We start from the raw sequence: 21,463 nt of genomic DNA, 5'->3' as shown, positions 1-21,463 counted from the left end.
CACGCCCTATATTCGGGTCATGACACTGATCGCTGGCGCCGTCGCCGTCATCACCCTTTATCTGTTGCTGCAGATGTTCCGGAACGCGAATCCGGCGGCGCTGGCGCGCGCGATCAAGGTTGCCGGCGGTATCGGCTGCCTTGCGGTGGCAGCCTTCACCGGCCTCCGCGGCGAGCTTGTGGTGGCGATCCCGATCGGGTTGTTCGGGGCGGGGCTGCTCGGCTGGTCACCCGGTGGTCTCGGCAATGTCGGCAGCATGTTCGGGCTGGGTGGGCAGCGCTCGTCCGGTCAGAGCTCGCGAGTGCGCTCGCAATTCATCGAGATGGTGCTCGATCATGACAGCGGGCAGATGCAGGGCCGCTTTGTCGCCGGCGCCCATGCCGGCCGGTCGCTGGACGAGTTCGATCTGGCGCAGCTCGCCGCGATGACGCCGAGCCTCGATGCCGACAGCGTCGCTCTACTTGAAACTTATCTGGACCGCCGGTTTCCCGCTTGGCGTCAGCACGCGCAGGGCGATGCGGCAGGGCGGCAGGGCCGCGCGGCGTCGAGCTCCAAAATGACGGAAGAGGAGGCCTATCAGATCCTTGGCCTGCAGCCGGGCGCGGGGCGAGACGAGATCGGGCGTGCCCACCGCGCGCTCATGAAGAAACTGCATCCCGACCAAGGGGGGTCGACGTACCTCGCCGCCCGGGTGAACGAGGCCAAGGATACTCTGCTTCGTACGCATCACGGCTAACTCCGGCAACGCCACCAACGCCACAACACCGAACCCGCTTTCAACGCAACTTTGTCGACACCGGCGGCTCTCGCCCTTGCCAGGCACGATCGTTCGTCATGGTGAAAAAGTTCTAGCGGGAAATCCTTGACGAGTGGTTTGCACCCGTGCGTCCCGCCGTCGATCGCGTGGTCCGCAAACGAAAAGGCCCGCGCTGTGTCGCGCGGGCCTCATCGGAACAGGATCAGTGCCGGCGTTAGTTGTGCACGGTCATGCAGGAGATGTCGGCGCGCTTCAGCTTCTTGCAGACGGCCTCGGCCTGATCACGATCGAGCCCGGCGAAGCGGGCGCGGATCAGCTTCTTGTCGCCCTTCGCGACCGTCTCGGTGAAGGGATCGGCCTTGCTGAGGAGACCTTGTGCCGAGCTGCGGGCCGCCTCGATCCGCTTCTGGGCCTCGGCCTCGTTGTCCAGCGCTCCGACCTGGATGATCCAGCCGCTGCGCGTGACGGAAGGCTTGCTCGGAAGCTCCGGCGCAGCGCTCGCGGAGGCGATCTGCGTCGGCGCCGGCTGGGCCGGAGGCGCCGCATAGGCCATGGCCTGCGACGAGCCTGCCGGCAGGCTGGAGGCGGGCAGCACGCCGAGAATGCCGTTGCCGGTGCCATGGCCCGGCGGCTGCGGCGGCATGTCGGGACGGGGGGCCTCGGTACGGGCGATCGGCGGCGCCGGCTCGATGGCCTCGACACGCTGAGCGAAGGGTGCGGGAGCAGGGGCGGCCGGCTGCGGCGCGGCGGTCGCGAGCTTGACCGCGCCGGCCTTGACCTGGACCGTCCTGACCTTGACCGGCTTCATCGGCTCGGTCGAGCCGGGAACGATCGACATCGGCTGGCTCTGGATCACGCCGGAGGTCATCGGCGCCGGCTCGACCTTGGCCTCTCTCGGTGCCGCCGGCGGCAGGGCCGCGGTGGCTTCCGAGAGGGTTGAGATGATCTTGGAGGCGCGGCTCGGGGCCGGCGTCTCCGGCGCCGCCGAGGCGAGCTGCATCGTGCCCTGATCGGCATCGCCGCTGTCGGAGCCGCCGCGCTCGCCGATCGCCGCCACGGTGCGCCGGGTCGCGCCCTTGTCGAGATTTTCGGCGAGCAGGTTGCGCATGATGGCGTCACGCGAGCCGCCGCTGCGGCCGCCGAGTACGACGCCGATCAGATGGCGGTTGCCGCGGCGCAGCGAGGTCACGATGTTGAAGCCGGAGGCGCGGGTGTAGCCGGTCTTGATGCCGTCGATGCCCTCGACATTGCCGAGCAGATGATTGTGGTTGCGGATCGACTGGCCGCGATAATTGAACACCACCGTCGAGAAGTAGCGGTAGTACCGCGGGAAGCGGTCCTGGATCGCGCGGCCGAGGATCGACTGGTCACGCGCCGTCGTGATCTGCGCGTCGGCCGGGAGGCCGGAGGCGTTCACATAGGTGGTGCGGCTCATGCCGAGCGAGCGCGCCTTGCGCGTCATCATCTTGGCGAACTCGTCCTCGTCGCCGCCGATCGCTTCTGCGATGACCACGGCGGCGTCGTTGGCGGAGCGCGTCACCAGGCCCTTGATCGCGTCCTCGACGCGGATGCTCTGGCCGGGGCGCAGGCCGAGCTTGGTCGGCGACTGCTCGGAGGCGTGCTCGGACACCGGCATCTCGGTGTCGAGCTTCATCTTGCCGGAATCGAGCCGCTCGAACAGCAAATAGAGCGTCATGATCTTGGTGAGCGAGGCGGGGTGCCGCAGAGCGTCGGGATTGGTCGCCGTCAGCGTCGCGCCGGAATTGCCGTCGACGACGATCGACGCGAACGCCGGGCTGTAGCTGCCCTCGTCATTATGGGGGGAGTGACGCGCGTGATGCTGCCGATGGCGCCGACGCGCCTCCGCGCTGTCGACCGTGACCACTGCTGCCGTCGCGAGGGTGATCAGTCCGTAGACGCCAACTCGCAACAGGCGCGAGGAAGCCATTTTTTTGCGAAGCATGAAATCCCCGTCCAATTTCTGACGTGATCACCGGCTCGTAAGGCGAAATTGTGCCGAACGCCCCCGTAACCGTGCCTGTCGGACCTCCCGATCGCGCCGTGACGCTGCCAAGCATCGAAGGCCTCGAACTGAGGTTTTGTTAAGACGCTGTTTTAGAACAGCTTTACGGTTCGGCCGACGCTGGCCGGGACCACCGGAGAGGTTAGGACGGTCGAGTTGCCAAAGGATTAAAGAAACCTTGCGGCGATGGCTGGTATTTCTGCCGAACTGCCCCGGCTTGGGGCGTCCGACGGTGCGTCGAGACCGCAATGCCCGGGATGGTGCATTGCACAAGATTCTTGATTTTTTTGTGCGCTGCACTATATTATGAATGCGTCAGGGAGCCGGGGCTTCCCTGAGGGCGCTCAAAATCAGGGAAAGGAATGCCACATGTTTAAGGTTGAAGACTTTCAGAACTACGGCAAAGAGCAGTTCGAGACCGTCGTGAACTCCGCGACCACCGTGCAGAACGGCCTTCAGGCCATCGCCACCGCGTATGGCGACTACACCAAGAAGTCGTTCGAGGACACCAAGTCGTTCGTCGAGAAGCTCCAGGGCGTGAAGTCGCTCGACAAGGTGCTCGAGGTGCAGACCGAGTTCGCCAAGTCGGCCTACGAGACCTTCGTCGCCGATTCGCAGAAGATCGCCGGGCTGTATTCGGATCTCGCCAAGCAGGCGTTCAAGCCGCTGGAAGGCATCGCCGCGAAGTTCACCCCGCCGGCCGCGCACTGACCGTTCGCGCCTGCAGGGAGCACAAAGCCCGGCTTGCGCCGGGCTTTTTTGTTGGCTGAAGGTGGAGCGCTGTCGGTGCCCGGCGCTTCTGTTATTTGGCGACCCGCAGCTTCGACAATGCGGTGCCGATCGAGTTGAACGTGGTCACGATCTGGCTCGAGCTCGTCAGCATGTAGAACTTGTCGGGACTGCTGGCGCAGTTCTGCAGCACGGCCGAGGTCGGATCGGCGGGCGAGCTCGTGTTCACCTGGATCGTGTAGATCGTGTACATCGCGTTGCCCTTCGAATCCTTGGTGTTCTTCAGGTTCGAGCAGAGCAGCGCCTGGCGCGCGTCGATCGGGTTGCCCGAGGCTTGCGACGAGCCGTTGCCGTATTCGGGCCAGCGGTCCTCGGTGTTCAGGCCGTCCGATAGCAGGATGATGACGCGATTATAGGTGGTGTTGACGTCCTCCGCCGGCGCGCCCAGCACGCCGTTCGGAATCAGCGACTGGACGGCCCAGGCAAGTCCGATCGCCTGGTTGGTGCCGCCGGTCGGCTGCATGGCGTTGACTGCGCTCTTCAGCGAGCTCCAGTTGTAGCTGAGCGGCACGATTTCCGCGAGTTTCGTGGAGGCCGTGCTGCTGCAGTACTGGATGTTGTTCTCCATGTGCTGGTTGGCCGGGAACAGCGTCGTCACGTCGGAGGTCGCCGGTGACACGGCATTTGCGTCGTTCGGCTGGGTGCGGTCGGCGACGCATCCGGTCCAGGTGCTCTTGGTGTTGGCGACCCAGGTGTGGGTGAAGGTGTTGACCTTGCACACCGTGCTGGATCCGCTTCCCGTGCAACTACACGTGTTGTTCGGAAGATTGCTGCCGCTGGTCGGGCAACTGCAATAGCTGCCGGTGCACCAGTTCACCCGCGTGCTGGTCTGAACGCTGTTCCAGCAGCCGTTGTAATAGCTGTGCGAGGCGGAATCGTAGCCCGGGCAGATGTAGCCCGTGTAGCTCCCACTCGTCGGAATCCGCGAGGCGCTCGAACTCCCGGTCGCCGGGTCGCTGGTGCAGGAGAAGTAGGGAAAGCCGTTGCCGGACTTGAACGGACAGGAGGATCCCGGTCCCACCATGTCCCATTGCGATTGCGTGTAGCTGCCGTTCGGGATTGCGGCCTGATAGGAGCCATTGGCAGGCTGGATCGTGGGCGGATTCTGCCAGTCGGTCCAGTCGATCCAGTCCTTGGCGTAATTGCTTGCGCCGACGTTCACGACCTTGGCGAATGGAACGACCGAGATGTAGACGTCGCCCGGGGTCTTGGCCAGCGCGCTGAGCTGGTCGATCAGCCCGCCGCTGCCGGCCACGGCGTTCTGCAGCGCGGACATCTTGCCGCTGGATGCCATCGAGCCGGTATTGTCGAGCGCGAGCGCCACCCGCATCTTCACGTCGCCCCAGGTCGATGTCGTTTTGGCGCCGAAGTCCATGGTCGGAAAGCCGGCAATCTTCATGAACTGGGTGACGATCTGACCGTTGGCCGACAATTGGATGTTGGAGGCCGACGAGCTGGTCGAGGCGGTATAGCTGGCCGTCACGGTGACGTTCTGTGCGTCCGTGCTGGTGTAGAGCGCCTTGAAATAGGCGCTTGCCTTGGTTCCGATGTCGGCTGCGCTGATCGTGCCCTGCGCCAGGTCGCGCGACAGCATCAGCGAGGTGGAGTCGAGCGCCGCCTGCATCGACGACCGCGCGGCGTTCAGCCGGCTGTAGTCGACGCCTGCCCCGACGAAGGCCAGGATGGGGACGAGCGCGATGGCGAACAGCATGGAGATATTGCCACCGCGGTCGCAGGCGAACCGTCGGACGGCGCGGCGGCAGAGTCGAATGAAGGAGACATCGGTCATGTCGCTCACCAATTATGGTTTTCTGCAGGTGTTTTCGGTTCGGCTTCGTCAAGGACGGGTAAATCGAAACCGCGAAACACCGGGCCAATGCCCGCAGCGTGGCGCCGCGCCCGCAACCGGGCTGGTTCCCTGTCAATGCCCGCTGAATGGGCTTTGTAAAATGCGACCGGTTTGATTAACCTTGCGCCTCATCGCCGGGGCAGGGAATCGGTCCTGCCGGAGCGTCGGTCCGTCCCGGGCCTGCGCTTGCGGCAAACCGGGCGCTGACCCATATTCCCGGTGTCGGTCCGACCGGACCGGTCGGCTGGGACAGGCGATCTGGAAAGCAGGACCGGGTGGCGGAAAGCGGCCCGGCAGGGGACAGGTCGGGGGGCACCCCTTATTGAGAGCAACCCGCCGAGGGAAACTCTTTATTGGGAGCCTCGCAGCCATATCTAACGCGTGCAAGATGTCGCAGCCAACTTCCAGATTGAACCGATCCGCGCCCAGGATGAGCAATAACGACAACAAGTCCGGTGGCACCGGTGGCCCGGTCACGTCCGTGATCACCAAGGTCAAGCCGAAGACCAAGCGCCCCAACCTCTACCGCGTCCTGATCCTGAACGACGATTACACGCCGATGGAGTTCGTCGTTCACGTCCTGGAGAAGTTCTTCAACAAGGACGTCGAGGCCGCGACCAAGATCATGCTCCACGTGCATCATCACGGCATCGGGGAGTGCGGCGTCTTCACCTACGAGATCGCCGAGACCAAGGTGACGCAGGTGATGGACTTCGCCCGCAAGCACCAGCACCCGTTGCAGTGTGTGATGGAGAAGAAATAGCCGGCTCCCTCCGCGAAGGGAGCCGCCGACGCGCGCATCTGCTGGCCAGGGGCGGGGGCTGGGGCGCTGCCCGATTGATCACCGCGAATCGGCATCGGACGAAGGGTCATCGAAAGCCGCAAATTGCCGCAGACGAGGTCAGCGCAATCCGGGCAGGTTTCACTTCTCGTCCGAAGAATTACGGCCGCTCTGGTCCTTATCTCTCCCCGCTCGGCGGCGTGCGCCGTTCGGTTGTCGCAGCCGGATTTGCCGCAATCGGAACGGGTTTTGCATTGACGATCCGGTGAACCCGTAATCGAGCGGCTCGGCCGGTCTTTTGTCGCACTCGGTTATAACTATATTTGACGAAGGTTGTTGTTGCCTGACCGGGCGGCGGCGATCATGATGGCAAGGGGCCACAGAGGACGCGCATGCCGACTTTTTCTCAAAGCCTTGAACAATCCCTGCATCGTGCGCTGGCGATCGCCAACGAGCGTCATCATCAATACGCGACACTGGAACACCTCCTTCTGTCCTTGATCGATGACTCCGATGCAGCGGCCGTGATGCGCGCATGCAGCGTCGACCTCGACAAGCTGCGCGGCAGTCTCGTGAACTACCTCGAAACCGAGTTCGAAAATCTGGTCACGGACGGCAGCGACGACGCCAAGCCGACCGCAGGTTTCCAGCGCGTGATCCAGCGCGCCGTGATCCACGTTCAGTCGTCGGGCCGCGAAGAGGTCACCGGCGCCAACGTGCTGATCGCGATCTTCGCCGAGCGTGAGAGCCACGCCGCGTACTTCCTGCAGGAGCAGGACATGACGCGTTACGATGCCGTGAACTACATCAGCCACGGCATCGCCAAGCGCCCTGGTGTCTCCGAAGCGCGCCCCGTTCGCGGCGTCGACGAGGAGACCGAAGCCAAGGGCAACGAGGACTCCAAGAAAAAGGGCGAGGCGCTGGAAACCTATTGCGTCAATCTCAACAAGAAGGCGCGTGACGGCAAGATCGATCCGGTGATCGGCCGAAACTCCGAGATCAACCGCGCCATCCAGGTGCTGTGCCGGCGCCAGAAGAACAACCCGCTGTTCGTCGGCGAAGCCGGCGTCGGCAAGACGGCGATCGCCGAGGGCCTCGCCAAGCGCATCGTCGACAGCGAGGTTCCGGAGGTGCTGTCGGCCGCGACCGTGTTCTCGCTCGACATGGGCACCTTGCTCGCGGGCACGCGCTATCGCGGCGACTTCGAGGAGCGCCTGAAGCAGGTGCTCAAGGAACTCGAGGCGCATCCGAACGCGATCCTGTTCATCGACGAGATCCACACCGTGATCGGTGCCGGTGCGACGTCGGGCGGCGCGATGGATGCGTCCAACCTGCTCAAGCCGGCGCTGGCCTCGGGCTCGATCCGCTGCATGGGCTCGACGACCTACAAGGAGTATCGCCAGCATTTCGAGAAGGACCGCGCGCTGGTGCGCCGGTTCCAGAAGATCGACGTCAACGAGCCGTCGGTCGAGGATGCGATCGCGATCCTGAAGGGGCTGAAGCCGTACTTCGAGGACTATCACCGGCTGAAATACACCAACGAGGCCATCGAGGCCGCGGTACAGTTGTCGTCGCGCTACATCCATGACCGCAAGCTGCCGGACAAGGCGATCGACGTGATCGACGAATCCGGCGCGGCGCAGATGCTGCTGGCCGAGAACAAGCGCAAGAAGACGATCGGCATCAAGGAGATCGAGACCACGATCGCCACGATGGCGCGGATTCCGCCGAAGAGCGTGTCGAAGGACGATGCCGAGGTGCTCAAGCATCTCGAGCAGACCCTCAAGCGCGTGGTGTTCGGCCAGGACAAGGCGATCGATTCGCTGTCGGCCTCGATCAAGCTGGCCCGTGCCGGCCTGCGCGAGCCGGAGAAGCCGATCGGCTGCTATCTGTTCTCGGGTCCGACCGGCGTCGGCAAGACCGAGGTCGCCAAGCAGCTCGCCTCGACCCTGGGCGTCGAGCTGCTGCGCTTCGACATGTCGGAGTACATGGAGCGGCACACGGTGTCGCGCCTGATCGGCGCGCCTCCTGGCTATGTCGGCTTCGACCAGGGCGGCCTCCTGACCGATGGCGTCGACCAGCATCCGCACTGCGTGGTGCTGCTGGACGAGATCGAGAAGGCGCATCCGGACCTGTACAATGTGCTGTTGCAGATCATGGATCACGGCCGGCTCACCGACCACAACGGCAAGCAGGTCAACTTCCGCAACGTGATCCTGATCATGACCACGAATGCGGGCGCGGCCGACATGGCCAAGCAGGCGTTCGGCTTCCATCGCTCGAAGCGGGAAGGTGACGACCACGAGGCGATCAACAGGCAGTTCGCGCCGGAATTCCGCAATCGGCTCGACTCCATCGTCTCGTTCGCGCACCTCAACGTCGAGGTGATCGGAATGGTCGTCGAGAAGTTCGTGCTGCAGCTCGAGGCGCAGCTCGCCGACCGCGACGTCACGATCGAGCTGTCGGAACCGGCCAAGGCCTGGCTGATCCAGCACGGCTATGACGAGCAGATGGGCGCGCGGCCGATGGGCCGTGTGATCCAGGAGCACATCAAGAAGCCGCTGGCCGACGAGGTGCTGTTCGGCAAGCTGAAGGGCGGCGGTCACGTCCGTGTCGTCCTCGTCAAGGACGAATCCGGCGTCGAGGAGAAGATCGGCTTCGAGTTCGTCGAGGGCCCGGTCACGCCGAAGTCCGAAGTTCCGGCCGCGCGCAAGCGCAAGCCGAAGTCCGGCGGCGGCTCGAAGGGGCCGGCGCCGAAGGGACCGCTGGTCAAGGCGTAGGCCCTGACGCTACGAGATCACTACGAAAGGCCGGCCATCGCGCCGGCCTTTTTCGTTTGACGCGAGGTTCTTTGATGCGACGTCCGGCTCAGGCCGGCTTGACGAAGAAATACACCGTCAGGCCGCAGCCGACGGCAATGATGAAGCGGCGCACATGGGCCGGCGGGATGATCTGGCCAAGCCGCGCGCCGACGAAGCCGCCGACCATGGCAGCGCCCATCATCGTCAGCGTCTCCAGCCAATGCACGCGGCCTGAGAACGCAAAGATGGCGGAGGCCGTCATATTCATGAGCGCAGCGAGCAGCACCTTCATGCCGTTCATGGCGCGAATGTCGCGCATGCCGTAGAACACCAGGGCCGCCAGCATCAGGATGCCGATGCCGCCGCCGAAGTAGCCGCCATAGATCGCGATCACGAACTGCACCGCCTGGATGGTCCGCGGCCCGAACCAGCGCGCGCCATCCTTGGGCGTAAAGCGCATGCCGAATGCAAACACGATCGTGGCGAACAGCAACAGCCAGGGCACCAGCCGGCTGAAGGCGGCCGACGGTGTGACCAAGAGCAGCACGGCGCCGAGCGTGCCACCGAGCAGGCTGATGATCGACAGCCGCACGAGGTCGTGGCGCCAGGGCGCCTTTGCGTCGTTCAAGATCTCACGGGAGGCCCAAGCGCTGACGAACTGGCCGGGGCAGAGCGCGACGGTGCTGGAAGCGTTGGCGTCAATCGCGGGAATGCCGGCGGCGAGCAGCGTCGGGAAGGTCAGGAACGCGCCGCCGCCGGCCAGCGCATTGACGATGCCCGAGCCGAAGGCGGCGAGGGCGAGCAGGGCCAGCATCGTCCAGTCCGTCATCGCTGTCACGACTCGCCCTTCAGCCGCTGGCCGTCCTGGACGCGGACGCGCTCGGCGCCGCGCGCGCCGGCCGGCGACAGCCTGAGCATGCTCAGGAACGCGCCGACCAGCGCGAAACCGACCCCGGTCAAGAGCGACAGCCGCGTGCCGTCGGTCGCGTCGATCGCGAGAAACATCGCGACCAGGGCCGCGCCCGTGGTCTGGCCGAGCAGGCGCGCCGTGCCGAGCATGCCGCTGGCGCCGCCGGCGCGCTCGCGTGGCGCAGCGGCGATCATGGTGCGGTTGTTCGGCGTCTGGAACAGGCCGAAGCCGCAGCCCGCCAGCGCCATGCGCCAGACGACATCCCATGCCGACGGCTCGCGCGGCAGCAGGCCGAGCGCACCGAGCCCGCATGCGAAGATCACGAGACCGATGCCACCGAGCAGCCCGGCCGGCACGCGCTCGACCAGCCGCCCCGCAATCGGCGCCGTCAGGCCGACCGCGATCGGCCACGGCGTGATCAGCAGGCCCATCTGCACCGGCGAATAGCCGAAATGGCTTTCGAGATAGAAGGGGATCGCGACGAAGGCGAGCATCTGGCCGCAGAACGACGAGATCGAGGTCGCGATCGACAGGGCGAACACCGGAATGCGCAGCAGGTCGACCGGCAGCAGCGGCGAGGCCATGTGGGTCTGGCGCCAGACCAGCCACACGCCGGCCGTGACGGCGACGACGAACTCGATCGCGCAGGTCACCAGCGCCTCGCCATGGCCGAGGCTGTCCACGGCGGCGATCAGGAAGCCGAAGGCGACCGCGCTCAGCGCCGCGCTCTGCCAATCGAACATGTGCGGCGCGCGCGGCGTATGCGGCAGGAAGCGGAAGCCGAAGACGAAGGTGACGATGCCGAGCGGCACGTTGATCGCGAACAGCCACGGCCAGCTACCGACGGCGAGGATGCCGGCGGCGATGGTCGGACCGAGTGCGGCGGAGACCGCGACCACCATCGCATTGATGCCGATGCCGCGGCCGAGCAGAGCGTGCGGATAGGTGAAACGCACCAGCGCCGAGTTGACGCTGAGGATGCCGGCGGCGCCGAAGCCCTGCAGGATGCGCGCGAGCGTCAGCAGTAGCAGGCTGTCGGCCAGCGCACAGAAGGCGGAGGCAGCCGTGAACAGCATGAGGCCGGCGAGATAGACCCGCCGATAGCCGATGATCTCGCCGAGCGAGGCCAGTGGCAGCAGCGAGATCGTTACCGCGAGCTGATAGCCGTTGACGATCCAGATCGAAAAAGCAGGACTCGCATGGAGGTCGCGGGCGATCGTCGGCAGCGCCACATTGGCGATGGCGCCGTCGATCACGGCCAGCACGATGCCCAGGGCGATCGTCACGATCGCCCAGGTACGCTGCGGCAGCGGCAGTCCGTCGGCGTGCAGACCCGTGGTCGTCGGCGTCATCATGCGGGCTCCGGTCGCAGCCGGGCCGCGGACAATGAACGGGAACGGGCAACCGGGCCGTACAAGTCCCGTTCCACGCCAGCGGAGCGCGCCGGCGCGTCACCGCCGTTTGGGGCGGACCTGGATCGCCTTGAGGTAATTGACCGCGGCCTCTGCCTCGGGCCGATCGAACTGGAAGCTCGGCATGTCCTTGTGAATGGTCGACAGGCCGGCCTGCAGCCGCTGGGCGAAATCCTCGTCGTAGAGCTTGCTGTCACCGAAGGTCCTGAACGGGGGCGCGTCGGGGTGCCGGCTGGCGCCTGTGAGACCTACCGCATGGCATCGGCTGCAAAGGCTTTGCAAGAGCGCTTTTCCACGCTTCTGCTCGCTGTCCAGCGCATGGCTGGCGGTCGACGCGAACGCCAGCAGCAGGCAGGCGGACCCCATTCGTCGTCTCATGAACTCGTTCTCGCGTGTCTTGCGCCCGGCTACCAGCGGCCCTCGGCCTTGCTATAGGCATATAGGGCGATCAGCCCGATCGTCACCAGGGTCGAGCCGATCAGGACGATCCGGTCCCAGCGCAGCTGTGTCTCGTCGTCCCGCTGCAAGGTCAGCAGGGAGAACAGGGCCTTCATGGCAAAGCGGCGCATCGGATCGATCCCGGCAGCGGCCGCACATTCCGATGACGTGGGCCGGCCGCAGCTTAGCCTGCCCAATCGTTGCGCCGCCATGGCGAACATCTTGGGTCTGATGTCCGGCTTCCGGAGGGGCTCGGAAGCCGGATGCTGGAACTACCCAGCCTGTCCCATCACGACGTCTGCAACCGCCCGCGCGACTTTCGCGATCGTTGCGTTGCGATCCTCGGGAGACGCCTGTGAACCAGTCAGATAGGCCGTGACCAGAACCGGTTTGCGGCCCGGGGGCCAGAGAATGCCGATGTCGTTGGTCGTGCCGCGGTCCCCAGCGCCCGTCTTGTCGGCGACGCGCCAGTCACGCGGCACACCGGCGCGAAGCCGAGTGTCGCCGGTCTTGTTGGCGATCATCCAGTCCGTCAATCGCTGGCGCATATTCGTCGACAAGACCTCGCCAAGGAGCACGCGGCGCAGGTTCTGTAGCATGGCGGCCGGACTGGTCGTGTCGCGAGGGTCGTCGGCCAGCGCCTCGTTGAGCTCAATTTCCCAGCGGTCCAGGCGGCTGATCTCGTCGCCGATCGATCGGGCAAAACGCGTCAGACCCGCAGGACCGCCGATCTGCCGCAACAGGAGATTTCCCGCGGTGTTGTCGCTCTGGGTGAGCGCAGCTTCGCAGAGCTCGGCGAGTGTCATGCCGCGGCCGACGTGCTCCTTGGTCACCGGCGAATATGTTACGAGATCCTTCGCCTCGAACGGGACGCGCGTGTCGAGATGCAGTTCGCCGGCGTCGACGCGCTTCAGGACAGCCGCGGAAGCCAGACACTTGAACGTGCTGCACATCGGAAAGCGCTCGGCCGAGCGCAGGCCCGCCTCGAACCCGCTCTCGGAGTCGAGGACGGCGATGCCGAGCCGTCCGAGACTCTCGCGCTCGATGCGGGCGAGTTCCCCTTCCAGATGCGCCCTTCGGTCGGCCGCCGCCTTCGCCGCAGGTGATGGCAGCCCGCTCGCCGCAGCCGCCATCCCGAGGATTCCAAAACCCAGATGCCGTCTCGTCAGCATGTGCATTCTCCAGTGACTGCGCGAACCTGCCGAACGAGGTGACGACTGACAAACGATCATTTATTCGTCGAGCCATGAGCAGAACTTGGTCATCATGCCTATCCGCAGCCATCTCCCTTTGAACGCCTTGCGGGCCTTCGAAGCATCCGCCCGGCATCTGAGCTTCACCAAGGCAGGCTTGGAGCTCAGGGTCACGCAGACCGCGATCAGTCACCAGGTGAAACAGCTCGAGCAGATGTTGGGCGCTCACCTGTTCCGGCGCCTGCCGCGTGGCCTCACGTTGACTGACGAAGCCCTGGCTCTGTTTCCCGTCCTCAACGATGCGTTCAGTCGCATCAGCGGCGCGATCGATCGCATCGAAGCGAAGGGAACCCGCGAGGTCGTGACCGTCGGCTGTGTCGGCACCTTTGCAACGGGATGGCTGTTGCAACGCCTCGACGGTTTTCGAGATGCGCACCCCCATATCGACCTGCGCCTCCTCACCAACAACAACCGCATCGATATCGCCGGAGACGGGCTCGACATCGCGCTTCGCTTCGGCGACGGATCCTGGCACGGCACTGAGGCCATCCATCTGATGTCTGCCCCGCTGTCGCCCGTCTGTCATCCCGATGTCGCGAGTCGTCTGCGCGCGCCGTCGGATCTCGCGGGCGAAAATCTCCTGCGGTCGTATCGCGCCGAGGAATGGCCATTATGGTTTGCAGTCGCGGGCGCTCCATGCCCGATGATCCAGGGGCCGATCTTCGACAGCTCCGTCGCGATGGCCGAAGCGGCCGCGCGCGGCGTCGGCGTTGGCCTGGTTCCGATCGCCATGTTCAACTGCGAGCTCGAGACGGGTCGGCTGGTCCGGCCGTTTGCGGCTGGGGTCGCCGCCGGTTCTTATTGGCTGACCTGGTTGAAGTCGAAAGAACCGACGTCCGGCATGCTTGCCTTTCGTGACTGGCTGGTCGATGCCTTGCGCGCCGATCCGCCGCGCTGACGGCCGGGCGCCACCTCGCACAAGCCGAGGGCGCGAACAGCGCCACGAGGCGCGTGAGGCGGGCGCGTTGCGGCCAGCTCAGCGCTTTACGGCGCTGCGCCGCCACTCGCGTGGCGACAGGCCGAACTGCTCGCGGAACACGCGGCCGAAATGCGAGAGGTCATTGAAGCCCCAGCAAAACGCGATCTCGCTGATCTGACGATGCGCCAGCATCGGCGAGCCGAGATCGCGCCGGCACTGCTTGAGCCGCTCGGCCAGCACGAAGCGTTGGAACGACGTCTCCTCGTCCGAGAACAGATCATTGACGTAGCGCGTCGATAGCCCGAGCTCGCGTGCGATCTCCGGCAGTGAGAGGCCGGCGTCGGATAGTCGGGTGCGGATGTGCGCCTTGATCCGATAGAGCAGCGTTGCGCGATGGCTCGAGGCGGGCAGGGGTTGTGCGCGCAACCGCTCGGCCAGGGTCATGGCGAGCAGGTCGGCGGCCTGGTTGGCCAGAGGTTCGGCATGCTCGGGGCCGATGTGCTCGGCGCGTTCGCAGAGCCTCACGATGAACTCATGGGCGAGGGGCTGGAGCGGGCTGTCGGGGCCGAAGCTGATCGCCGTCACGGTCTCCGTCGGGCCGATCCGGCGCTGCAGCATCTCGCGCGGGAGCTTGAACACGATCTGCTTGAACGCGGCGTCGAACTGCAGCTCATAGGGGCGGGTCGTGTCGTAGATCGCGAACTCGCCGGGCCGGATCACGGTGTCGCGGCCATCCTGGACGACGCCGCCGATTCCCTCACGTCCGAATGCGACGAGAACGAAGTCGGCATCCGCCCGGGAGATCCGCTGCGAGGTCCGGTGCACGCGCTGCCGGTCCGAGGCAACCTCGGAGCAGACAGCCCGTCCCAACGTGGTGTGGGTCACCGAGCCGCGAAACGCGCTGCCGAGATCGGACGTGCAATCGAGCCCGACATAGACGTCGCAGACGATGTCCTGCCACCGCGCCAGCCGGCGGTGGCCCGGGCTTCCGTCGGTGGTGAACAGGATCGGCATCGCTCCGTCTCCCCCTGCACCTGTGCCGGCTTGATCTGTGGCAATGCAGCAAATTCCGGGCCGGCTGGGGTCTTCGTCTCCGCCGCAGTCGAATTTTCGTTCCCTGGCAGACGAGCGCGAAAGCCGGCTGGCGTCAATAGTCGGCCCGGTCGCGGCGCCACCGCCGCGCACGGCATCAGGGAGCAGCAGCGATGGGACTGGCACATCCGAAATACAAGGTGGCGGTGGTGCAGGCGGCACCGGCCTGGCTCGACCTGGACGCCTCGATCAAGAAGACCATCGCCCTGATCGAGGAGGCGGCCGACAAGGGCGCCAAGCTGATCGCGTTTCCGGAGGTCTTCATCCCCGGCTATCCCTGGCACATCTGGATGGACTCGCCGGCCTGGTGCATCGGTCGCGGCTTCGTGCAGCGCTATTTCGACAACTCGCTGGCCTATGACAGCCCGCAGGCCGAAGCGCTGCGGGCTGCCGTGCGCAAGGCCGGGCTGACGGCCGTACTGGGACTGTCCGAGCGCGACGGCGGCAGCCTCTACATCGCGCAATGGCTGATCGGCCCGGACGGCGAGACCATTGCCAGGCGCCGCAAGCTGCGGCCGACCCATGCCGAGCGCACCGTCTACGGTGAGGGCGACGGCAGCGACCTTGCTGTGCATGATCGTCCCGACATCGGCCGGATCGGTGCGCTGTGCTGCTGGGAGCATCTGCAGCCGCTGTCGAAATATGCGATGTACGCGCAGAACGAGCAGGTGCACGTCGCCGCGTGGCCGAGCTTCTCGCTGTACGATCCGTTCGCGCCGGCGCTCGGCGCCGAGGTCAACAACGCCGCCTCGCGCGTCTATGCGGTCGAGGGCTCGTGCTTCGTGCTGGCGCCGTGCGCCACCGTCTCGCAGGCGATGATCGACGAGCTGTGTGACCGGCCCGACAAGCACGCGCTGCTGCATGTCGGCGGCGGCCACGCCGCGATCTTTGGTCCGGATGGCTCTTCGCTCGCCGAGAAGCTGCCGCCGGAGCAGGAAGGCCTGCTGATCGCCGAGATCGATTTGGGCATGATCGGCATCGCCAAGAATGCCGCCGATCCGGCGGGACACTATTCGCGCCCCGACGTCACCCGGCTGCTGCTCAACAAGAAGCCGCTCAACCGGGTCGAGCAGTTCGCGTTGCCGGTCGACACGGTCACTCCCGGCGAGGCGCCATCGGTGGCTGGCTGACAGGCTTGGCGGGCGCTAGGTCCCGGCCTCCGGTTGTGCCGGCGGCGGGGCCGACCGCCGCGGCGGCCGCTGCGCACGGCCTGCCGGCGCCGCCATGCGCGGCTGCAAGGTGACGATCACCGGGTTCGGCTTGTGGTCGGTCGCCGCGCCCGTCGCTGCGTCCACACCCATGCCGATCAGGCCGCCCGCCAGGATGTTGCCGGCGAAGCCGGCCGCGCCGGTCGCCGGGATGTCCTTGGTCAACGGGATGATCTGGGTCTCGTAGCCCGGTTTTTCGATGGTGACGGAGATGTCGGCATTGCGCTTGGCGACGAACGAGCAGGGCGTCGTGCAGGTCATCGGCGCTTCGAGACCGGCGATCGTGGCTTCGGCCCCGGACGGCGTCGACGCGACACTGATCGTCTCGGTTGTACCCCGCGTTACGGACGCGCAGCCTCCCAGCGCGGCGCACAGCGCCACCAACGCTACAACTCTCATTTGGTACTGCCCCCTTCAAACCCGGGGGAACTCAAGCGCAACTGGAGCGGGACGGCAAGCGCAATCAGCATTATCCGAAGAAATTCCCGGGCGAGTTTCGCGCGAGTGTGGCTTTCACACCTGCTTTCCACGAACCTGCCGCGCGATCGCCTTCTGCGCATCGAACTCGGCGCGCCGCCGCGCCAGCTCGTCCGGCGCGAGCATGGCCGGATTGCTGTAGTCGCGCTTCCAGCCGTGATCGTCGCTCCAGTGCAAAGGCGATTGCACGGTCGTGCGTGCGGCTGGTGAACTCTCGAGGACACGCAAAGCCAACTCGAGCGTGAAGGCCTGTGAGGCCGCGTCGTGCGGCTTGCCGGCGGAATTGCCCAGCGGAAAATCCGAGAACAGGAAGCGCGGCGCGGCGGCGTGCTCGACGATGTCCTTGGCGCAGCCCATGACGACGGTTGCGACGCCGTTCGCTTCGAGATGCCGTGCCACCAGGCTCACGGTCTGGTGGCACACCGGACAGTTCGGCACCAGCACGACGGCGTCGATCTCGTCGGCGCGGCAGCGCGCGAGAATCTCCGGCGCATCGGTCTCGATCGTGACGCGGTGGCTGCGATTGGTCGGCGCGCCGAAGAAGCGCGGTCCGACCGCGCCGATGCGGCCTTCACCTGCCAGCCTTAGGAGCTGTGGCAGCGGAAACCAGGTGCCGGAATCCTCGGCCGAGGTGTGCGCGCGATCATAGGCGATGTGGGAAATGCGCAGGTCGTGCTGCGCCGACGTGTCGCCGTCATAGACGGCGTAGAACTTGGCGCCGCCATTATAGGGCGCGCCGGGGCCTTGATCGCCTTTGGCGGGATCGAAAGGCGCGGCCGTGGTGACGACGGTGACGCGCGACTGCGCGAGCGGCTTGCGCAAGGGATGGAACGGCGCCGACGTGTAGTGAGCCCAGCGATAGGGCGTGTCATAGCCGATCGCGAGATAGTAGTCGCGCGTGCGCGCCATGTAGGACAATGGCGCATCGCTTTCGGGCGCGAAGCCGAGTCTGTCGTCGGTCGGTGCGGTCATCCGTCGCGCTCCCTGCGGCACTCGGGGATTGCTAGCCGGCTCGTTCGCTGTGTCAAGGCGCCGCGCGGTGGAACCCCGCATGGTCCTGGGCTTTGTCTGTCGGCAGAATTCAACCATTGCACCGCGCTCACGATGCTTTCCATGGTTTCGGTTGCTCGCATTGCCTGTCTCGGCCTTGCCTTGATGCTGACCATGCCCTTGTCCGGCGTGGCGGCGGAGCAGGCCTCCGACCGTGACGCTGTCGTGCCGGCTGATCCGAAGGACGGCGCCCGGCAGGATTCGCCGCAGGAGGCTGCCAAGCCGGCAGACGCTGCGGCAGAGAGCTCGGAGAACAAGTCCGAGGAGCCCAAGGAGAGCGGTACGCGCGAGGCAATCTGCCTGATGATCGAATCCGCAGCCAAGGCGAATGATCTGCCGCTCGAATTCTTCGCTCGCGTGATCTGGCAGGAGAGCCGCTTCCAGAGCGATGCAGTCGGGCCGGTCACGCGCAACGGCCAGCGCGCGCAGGGAATCGCGCAGTTCATGCCGGGCACGGCGAACGAGCGCCAGTTGCTCGATCCGTTCGATCCGGTTCAGGCGCTGCCGAAGTCGGCGCAGTTCCTGGCCGAGCTGCGCGACCAGTTCGGCAATCTCGGGCTCGCGGCGGCGGCCTACAATGCGGGGCCGCGCCGGGTGCAGGACTGGCTCGCCGGCAAGGGGCAGATGCCCTGGGAGACCCGCAACTACGTCTCCGCCATCACGGGAGCCACGATCGATGAGTGGGCGGCCGCCGGTAACGGCGGCAAGACTCCGCCGAGCCCGCCGCCGACCTCGTGTCGCCAGCTGATGGCGATGTTGAAGCGCGCGCCGAATCCGTTCGTCACGGAGCTCGAGCAGCATGTGGCGCTGTCGGCCGCGAAACCATGGGGCGTCCAACTGGCTGCAGGCTTCGACCGCAACAAGGCGCTCGCGATGTATTCGCGGGCGATCAAGGGGCTTGGCCCGGTCATTGGCGACCGCGACCCGAGCCTGCTGTCGTCGGTGATGCGCTCGCGCGGCAACCGCGCCTTCTACCAGGTGCGGATCGGCGCCGAGACACGGGCCGAGGCCGACGCGCTCTGCAGTCGGATCCGCGAGGCCGGCGGTGCCTGCTTCGTGCTGCGCAATCGCTCCGGATAGAGCTGCCGCAGCGCGGCGTTTGGGGGATGGCTGCGCCGGACGCAGACCCGCGCGCGCCTGATGGCGGTTGACGCGAGCGGCTTTCGCCAGCCTTATCGCGGTTCGTTCCGCTGGGCCGCCCGTGACACTTCCTCCGCTCGATTCGCCGCAATGGCATGGTTCACTGCGCGCCTTCGGCTGGGGGCTGCGCGCGACGTCAGCGACCATCCTGTCACTGGTGCTGTTCGTCACCTTCATCGGCATCGGCGCGCTCGCCCACGATACCCGTTTCAGCATGCTCTGGGCGATCCTGAGCACGGTGCTGGTTTGGGCCGGTCCAGCGCAGATCATCCTGGTCTCCACGCTCGGCTCCGGCCAGACCATTCTGCAATCGGCGATCGCGGTCACGATGAGCGCGATCCGGCTGTTTCCGATGGTGGTGGCGGTGCTGCCGCTGATCCGCTCGCCGCAGACCAAGCGGCGGCACCTGGTGCTGATCGCGCATTTCACCGCCGTGACCCTGTGGGTCGAATGCTATCGCTTCCTGCCGCATGTGCCGCGCGAGCGCCGTATCGCCTTCGTGCATGGGCTCGGCACCGGCCTGATGGGGATCGCGCTGATCGCGACCATCATCGGGTATCTTCTCGCCGCCAATCTGTCGCAGACCTTCGGCGCCGCGGTGCTCTTGCTGACGCCGCTGGCCTTCCTGTTCTCGACCCTGCGCAACGCCAGGGAGCTTGCCGACGTGCTCGCGCTCGGTCTCGGCCTCGTGCTGTATCCTCTGGCCGCCCAGCTCGACAGCGGCGGGCGTGATCCCCAACCAGATCTGGCGCCTGCTCGGACTTTGGTTCGGCAGCGGGCTCGACGAGGGCTCGGACCTGCTGATGTGGGTCAAGGCGGTCGCGACCGCCATCTTGGCGGGGGTCATCGCCCAGATCCTGGTGCAGCCGCCGGGCGCGCTCGCCAGCGTGCCGTGGGGGCTGCGCTACGGTGCCGTCGTTGCCGGCCTTGCGGCCTTCATGGCGAGCCGCCGCTCGATCTTTGCCGGTGTCGTCTGCGGCGAAGCCGCGATGCTGGCCGGCAAATGGTGGCTCGGCTGAGTTGCGCGATCTTGCGCGACCGCAATTGCGGTGAGCCGAGGTTCGGATAGATTGCCGGAAAGACGCAAGGACTCCGCAATGACCACTGATACCGATCTGCGCCCGGGAGAAGTCGCCGTCGACGCGCCACAGCCGCGCGACGCCACGCTGTATTTCATCGGCCGCATCCGCACGCCCTGGACCTCACGGCTCGAGACGCCGCGGCAGGGCAGCTTCGAGGGGCCGGTCTGCCGGCTCGAGATCTTCGAGCCCTGGGTGCCGGCGCTGCAGGGCGTCGACGCCTTCAGCCACCTCCAGGTGCTGTACTGGCTCAACCGGGCGCGCCGTGATCTCGTCAAGCAGAGCCCGCGCCATCATGACGGCGACACGCGCGGCACCTTCGCGCTGCGCTCGCCGGTGCGTCCCAATCCGATCGGCGTGTCGACCGTCCGCTTCGTCGCGTTGGAAGGCAACACCGTGCTGGTGCGCGGTCTCGACTGCCTCGACGAGACGCCGCTGATCGACCTGAAGCCGGATCATTGCGCGTTCACGCCGGCGGCGGCGGGTGAGGATGACAAATAGGACCGACTGATCCGGATGTCGAATGTGAACAAGCGGCCGCAGAAGACGGTGACGGCTCTGGATGCGATCACGGCGGACCTCGTTGCCGTGCTGGTGGCGGTGACCGACGGACACCCGAAGATCATGACGATCGAGCACGCTGCGGCGCTGCCGAGCGGACCGTTTCAGTTCGCGCACCGCTCGCTGCAGATGGGGCTGCGCGCCTGGGTCGAGGCGCAGACCGGTCATCCGCTCGGCTATGTCGAGCAGCTCTACACCTTCGCCGACCGCGGTCGCGGCGGCGATCCCGACGCGCCGCACCGCATCTCCATCAGCTATCTCGGCCTGACCCGCGAGGAAGAGGGGCGTGAGGGCGCGGATGCGCAATGGTCGTCGTGGTACGACTACTTCCCGTGGGAGGATCATCGCGACGGACCGCCGACGATCCTGGCCAAGATCATCGCGCCGAAGCTGAAGGCCTGGGCGCGAGCCGCCGACGAGCCGGCGCTGCAAAAGACGAGGTGGCAGCGCGCCGCCATCACCTTCGGTCTCGATGGCCGCGAGTGGAACGAGGAGCTGACGCTGCAGCGCTATGAGCTGCTGTATGAGGCGGCGATGATCCCCGAGAGCGTGCGCGAGAAGGGGGCCAGCCAGCCGATGCTGCCCGGGCGCGCCATGATCGGTGATCACCGTCGGATTCTCGCCACCGGCATTGCCCGCCTGCGCGCCAAGATCAAATACCGGCCGGTCGTGTTCGAGTTGATGCCGGAAGAATTTACACTGCTGCAATTGCAGCGCAGCGTCGAGGCTCTCGCCGGCCGGCTCGTGCACAAGCAGAACTTCCGCCGCCTCATCGAGCAGCAGGAACTGGTTGAAGAGACAGGCGCAATTGCTGCCGACACGATTGGCCGGCCGGCCAAGCTGTTCCGCTTCCGGCAGGGCGTGCTGGCCGAGCGGGCGGTGGTCGGAACCAAGTTGCCGCTCTCGCGATCTTGATCTCCCGCT

The 21,463-nt window shown here is 66.0% G+C and carries 20 protein-coding genes and 1 pseudogene; 11 read left to right on the top strand and 10 right to left on the bottom strand.

Going from position 1 to position 21,463, the window contains the following annotated elements; genetic code table 11:
* Positions 1-19: 19 nt before the first annotated feature.
* Positions 20-736 (top strand): DnaJ domain-containing protein, encoded by a 717-nt coding sequence (locus tag QX073_RS21120; protein ID WP_315718401.1) that lies wholly within the window; start codon positions 20-22, stop codon positions 734-736.
* 235 nt (positions 737-971) lie between these two features.
* On the opposite strand, the gene QX073_RS21115 is transcribed toward QX073_RS21120, so the two are convergent.
* Positions 972-2,720, bottom strand: coding sequence for a D-alanyl-D-alanine carboxypeptidase (locus QX073_RS21115; protein WP_315718371.1), 1,749 nt, complete (start codon positions 2,718-2,720; stop codon positions 972-974).
* A 429-nt stretch (positions 2,721-3,149) separates the two neighbouring features.
* Here QX073_RS21115 and QX073_RS21110 point away from each other — a divergent pair, with 429 nt between their 5' ends.
* Positions 3,150-3,491 carry a phasin family protein gene (locus tag QX073_RS21110; protein ID WP_315718372.1) on the top strand — a complete coding sequence of 114 codons (342 nt, stop codon included), beginning with the start codon at positions 3,150-3,152 and terminating at the stop codon, positions 3,489-3,491.
* Between the two features lie 91 nt (positions 3,492-3,582).
* Here QX073_RS21110 and QX073_RS21105 read toward each other — a convergent pair whose 3' ends face one another.
* Positions 3,583-5,358 carry a pilus assembly protein gene (locus tag QX073_RS21105; protein ID WP_315718373.1) on the bottom strand — a complete coding sequence of 592 codons (1,776 nt, stop codon included), beginning with the start codon at positions 5,356-5,358 and terminating at the stop codon, positions 3,583-3,585.
* 490 nt (positions 5,359-5,848) lie between these two features.
* Here QX073_RS21105 and clpS point away from each other — a divergent pair, with 490 nt between their 5' ends.
* Both clpS and clpA read left to right on the top strand, forming a co-directional pair.
* A complete protein-coding gene (gene clpS, locus QX073_RS21100) occupies positions 5,849-6,181 on the top strand; it encodes an ATP-dependent Clp protease adapter ClpS (protein ID WP_008960690.1) in 333 nt (110 codons plus the stop codon).
* Between the two features lie 410 nt (positions 6,182-6,591).
* Positions 6,592-8,979 (top strand): ATP-dependent Clp protease ATP-binding subunit ClpA, encoded by a 2,388-nt coding sequence (clpA, locus tag QX073_RS21095; RefSeq protein WP_315718374.1) that lies wholly within the window; start codon positions 6,592-6,594, stop codon positions 8,977-8,979.
* An 88-nt stretch (positions 8,980-9,067) separates the two neighbouring features.
* Here clpA and QX073_RS21090 read toward each other — a convergent pair whose 3' ends face one another.
* From QX073_RS21090 to bla, 5 genes are all read right to left on the bottom strand, one after another.
* Positions 9,068-9,829: a sulfite exporter TauE/SafE family protein gene (locus tag QX073_RS21090; RefSeq protein WP_315827299.1), complete on the bottom strand. Its 762-nt coding sequence runs from the start codon at positions 9,827-9,829 to the stop codon at positions 9,068-9,070.
* A 5-nt stretch (positions 9,830-9,834) separates the two neighbouring features.
* Positions 9,835-11,262, bottom strand: a complete 1,428-nt coding sequence (locus tag QX073_RS21085; RefSeq protein WP_315827298.1) for an MFS transporter — start codon at positions 11,260-11,262, stop codon at positions 9,835-9,837.
* Positions 11,263-11,361: 99 nt separating this feature from the next.
* A complete protein-coding gene (locus QX073_RS21080) occupies positions 11,362-11,688 on the bottom strand; it encodes a cytochrome c (protein ID WP_315718375.1) in 327 nt (108 codons plus the stop codon).
* Positions 11,689-11,729: 41 nt separating this feature from the next.
* A complete protein-coding gene (locus QX073_RS21075) occupies positions 11,730-11,891 on the bottom strand; it encodes a hypothetical protein (RefSeq protein WP_315718376.1) in 162 nt (53 codons plus the stop codon).
* A gap of 141 nt (positions 11,892-12,032) precedes the next feature.
* Positions 12,033-12,932, bottom strand: a complete 900-nt coding sequence (gene bla, locus QX073_RS21070) for a class A beta-lactamase (protein WP_316202707.1) — start codon at positions 12,930-12,932, stop codon at positions 12,033-12,035.
* Positions 12,933-13,026: 94 nt separating this feature from the next.
* Between bla and QX073_RS21065 the strand changes: the two genes are divergently transcribed.
* Complete coding sequence (locus QX073_RS21065) at positions 13,027-13,911, top strand: LysR family transcriptional regulator (protein WP_315718404.1); 885 nt, start codon at positions 13,027-13,029, stop codon at positions 13,909-13,911.
* Between the two features lie 78 nt (positions 13,912-13,989).
* On the opposite strand, the gene QX073_RS21060 is transcribed toward QX073_RS21065, so the two are convergent.
* Complete coding sequence (locus tag QX073_RS21060; protein WP_316171447.1) at positions 13,990-14,946, bottom strand: helix-turn-helix domain-containing protein; 957 nt, start codon at positions 14,944-14,946, stop codon at positions 13,990-13,992.
* Between the two features lie 191 nt (positions 14,947-15,137).
* Between QX073_RS21060 and QX073_RS21055 the strand changes: the two genes are divergently transcribed.
* Positions 15,138-16,154 (top strand): carbon-nitrogen hydrolase family protein, encoded by a 1,017-nt coding sequence (locus QX073_RS21055; RefSeq protein ID WP_316226297.1) that lies wholly within the window; start codon positions 15,138-15,140, stop codon positions 16,152-16,154.
* Between the two features lie 15 nt (positions 16,155-16,169).
* On the opposite strand, the gene QX073_RS21050 is transcribed toward QX073_RS21055, so the two are convergent.
* A complete protein-coding gene (locus QX073_RS21050) occupies positions 16,170-16,631 on the bottom strand; it encodes a PEGA domain-containing protein (RefSeq protein ID WP_316226296.1) in 462 nt (153 codons plus the stop codon).
* 114 nt (positions 16,632-16,745) lie between these two features.
* Positions 16,746-17,681 (bottom strand): glycine reductase, encoded by a 936-nt coding sequence (locus QX073_RS21045; protein ID WP_315827271.1) that lies wholly within the window; start codon positions 17,679-17,681, stop codon positions 16,746-16,748.
* Between the two features lie 141 nt (positions 17,682-17,822).
* Between QX073_RS21045 and QX073_RS21040 the strand changes: the two genes are divergently transcribed.
* From QX073_RS21040 to QX073_RS21020, 5 genes and pseudogenes are all read left to right on the top strand, one after another.
* Positions 17,823-18,839 (top strand): transglycosylase SLT domain-containing protein, encoded by a 1,017-nt coding sequence (locus QX073_RS21040; RefSeq protein WP_410052381.1) that lies wholly within the window; start codon positions 17,823-17,825, stop codon positions 18,837-18,839.
* Between the two features lie 121 nt (positions 18,840-18,960).
* Positions 18,961-19,623 (top strand): annotated as a pseudogene (locus QX073_RS21035) (AzlC family ABC transporter permease); the annotation flags it as partial.
* Positions 19,595-19,918, top strand: coding sequence for an AzlD domain-containing protein (locus tag QX073_RS21030; protein WP_316226315.1), 324 nt, complete (start codon positions 19,595-19,597; stop codon positions 19,916-19,918). The pseudogene QX073_RS21035 and the gene QX073_RS21030, both read left to right, overlap by 29 nt.
* A 78-nt stretch (positions 19,919-19,996) precedes the next feature.
* Entirely contained in the window at positions 19,997-20,479 is a 483-nt protein-coding gene (gene tsaA / locus QX073_RS21025; protein WP_316226294.1) for a tRNA (N6-threonylcarbamoyladenosine(37)-N6)-methyltransferase TrmO, read from the top strand.
* 15 nt (positions 20,480-20,494) lie between these two features.
* Entirely contained in the window at positions 20,495-21,454 is a 960-nt protein-coding gene (locus QX073_RS21020) for an NrtR DNA-binding winged helix domain-containing protein (protein WP_316226293.1), read from the top strand.
* Positions 21,455-21,463 lie beyond the last annotated feature (9 nt).

The sequence above is a fragment of the Bradyrhizobium sp. SZCCHNS3052 genome (assembly GCF_032484495.1).
Taxonomy (GTDB): Bacteria; Pseudomonadota; Alphaproteobacteria; order Rhizobiales; family Xanthobacteraceae; genus Bradyrhizobium.
The sequence above is the reverse complement of the archived record's forward strand: the minus strand, read 5'-3'. Positions and strand labels throughout refer to the sequence as shown.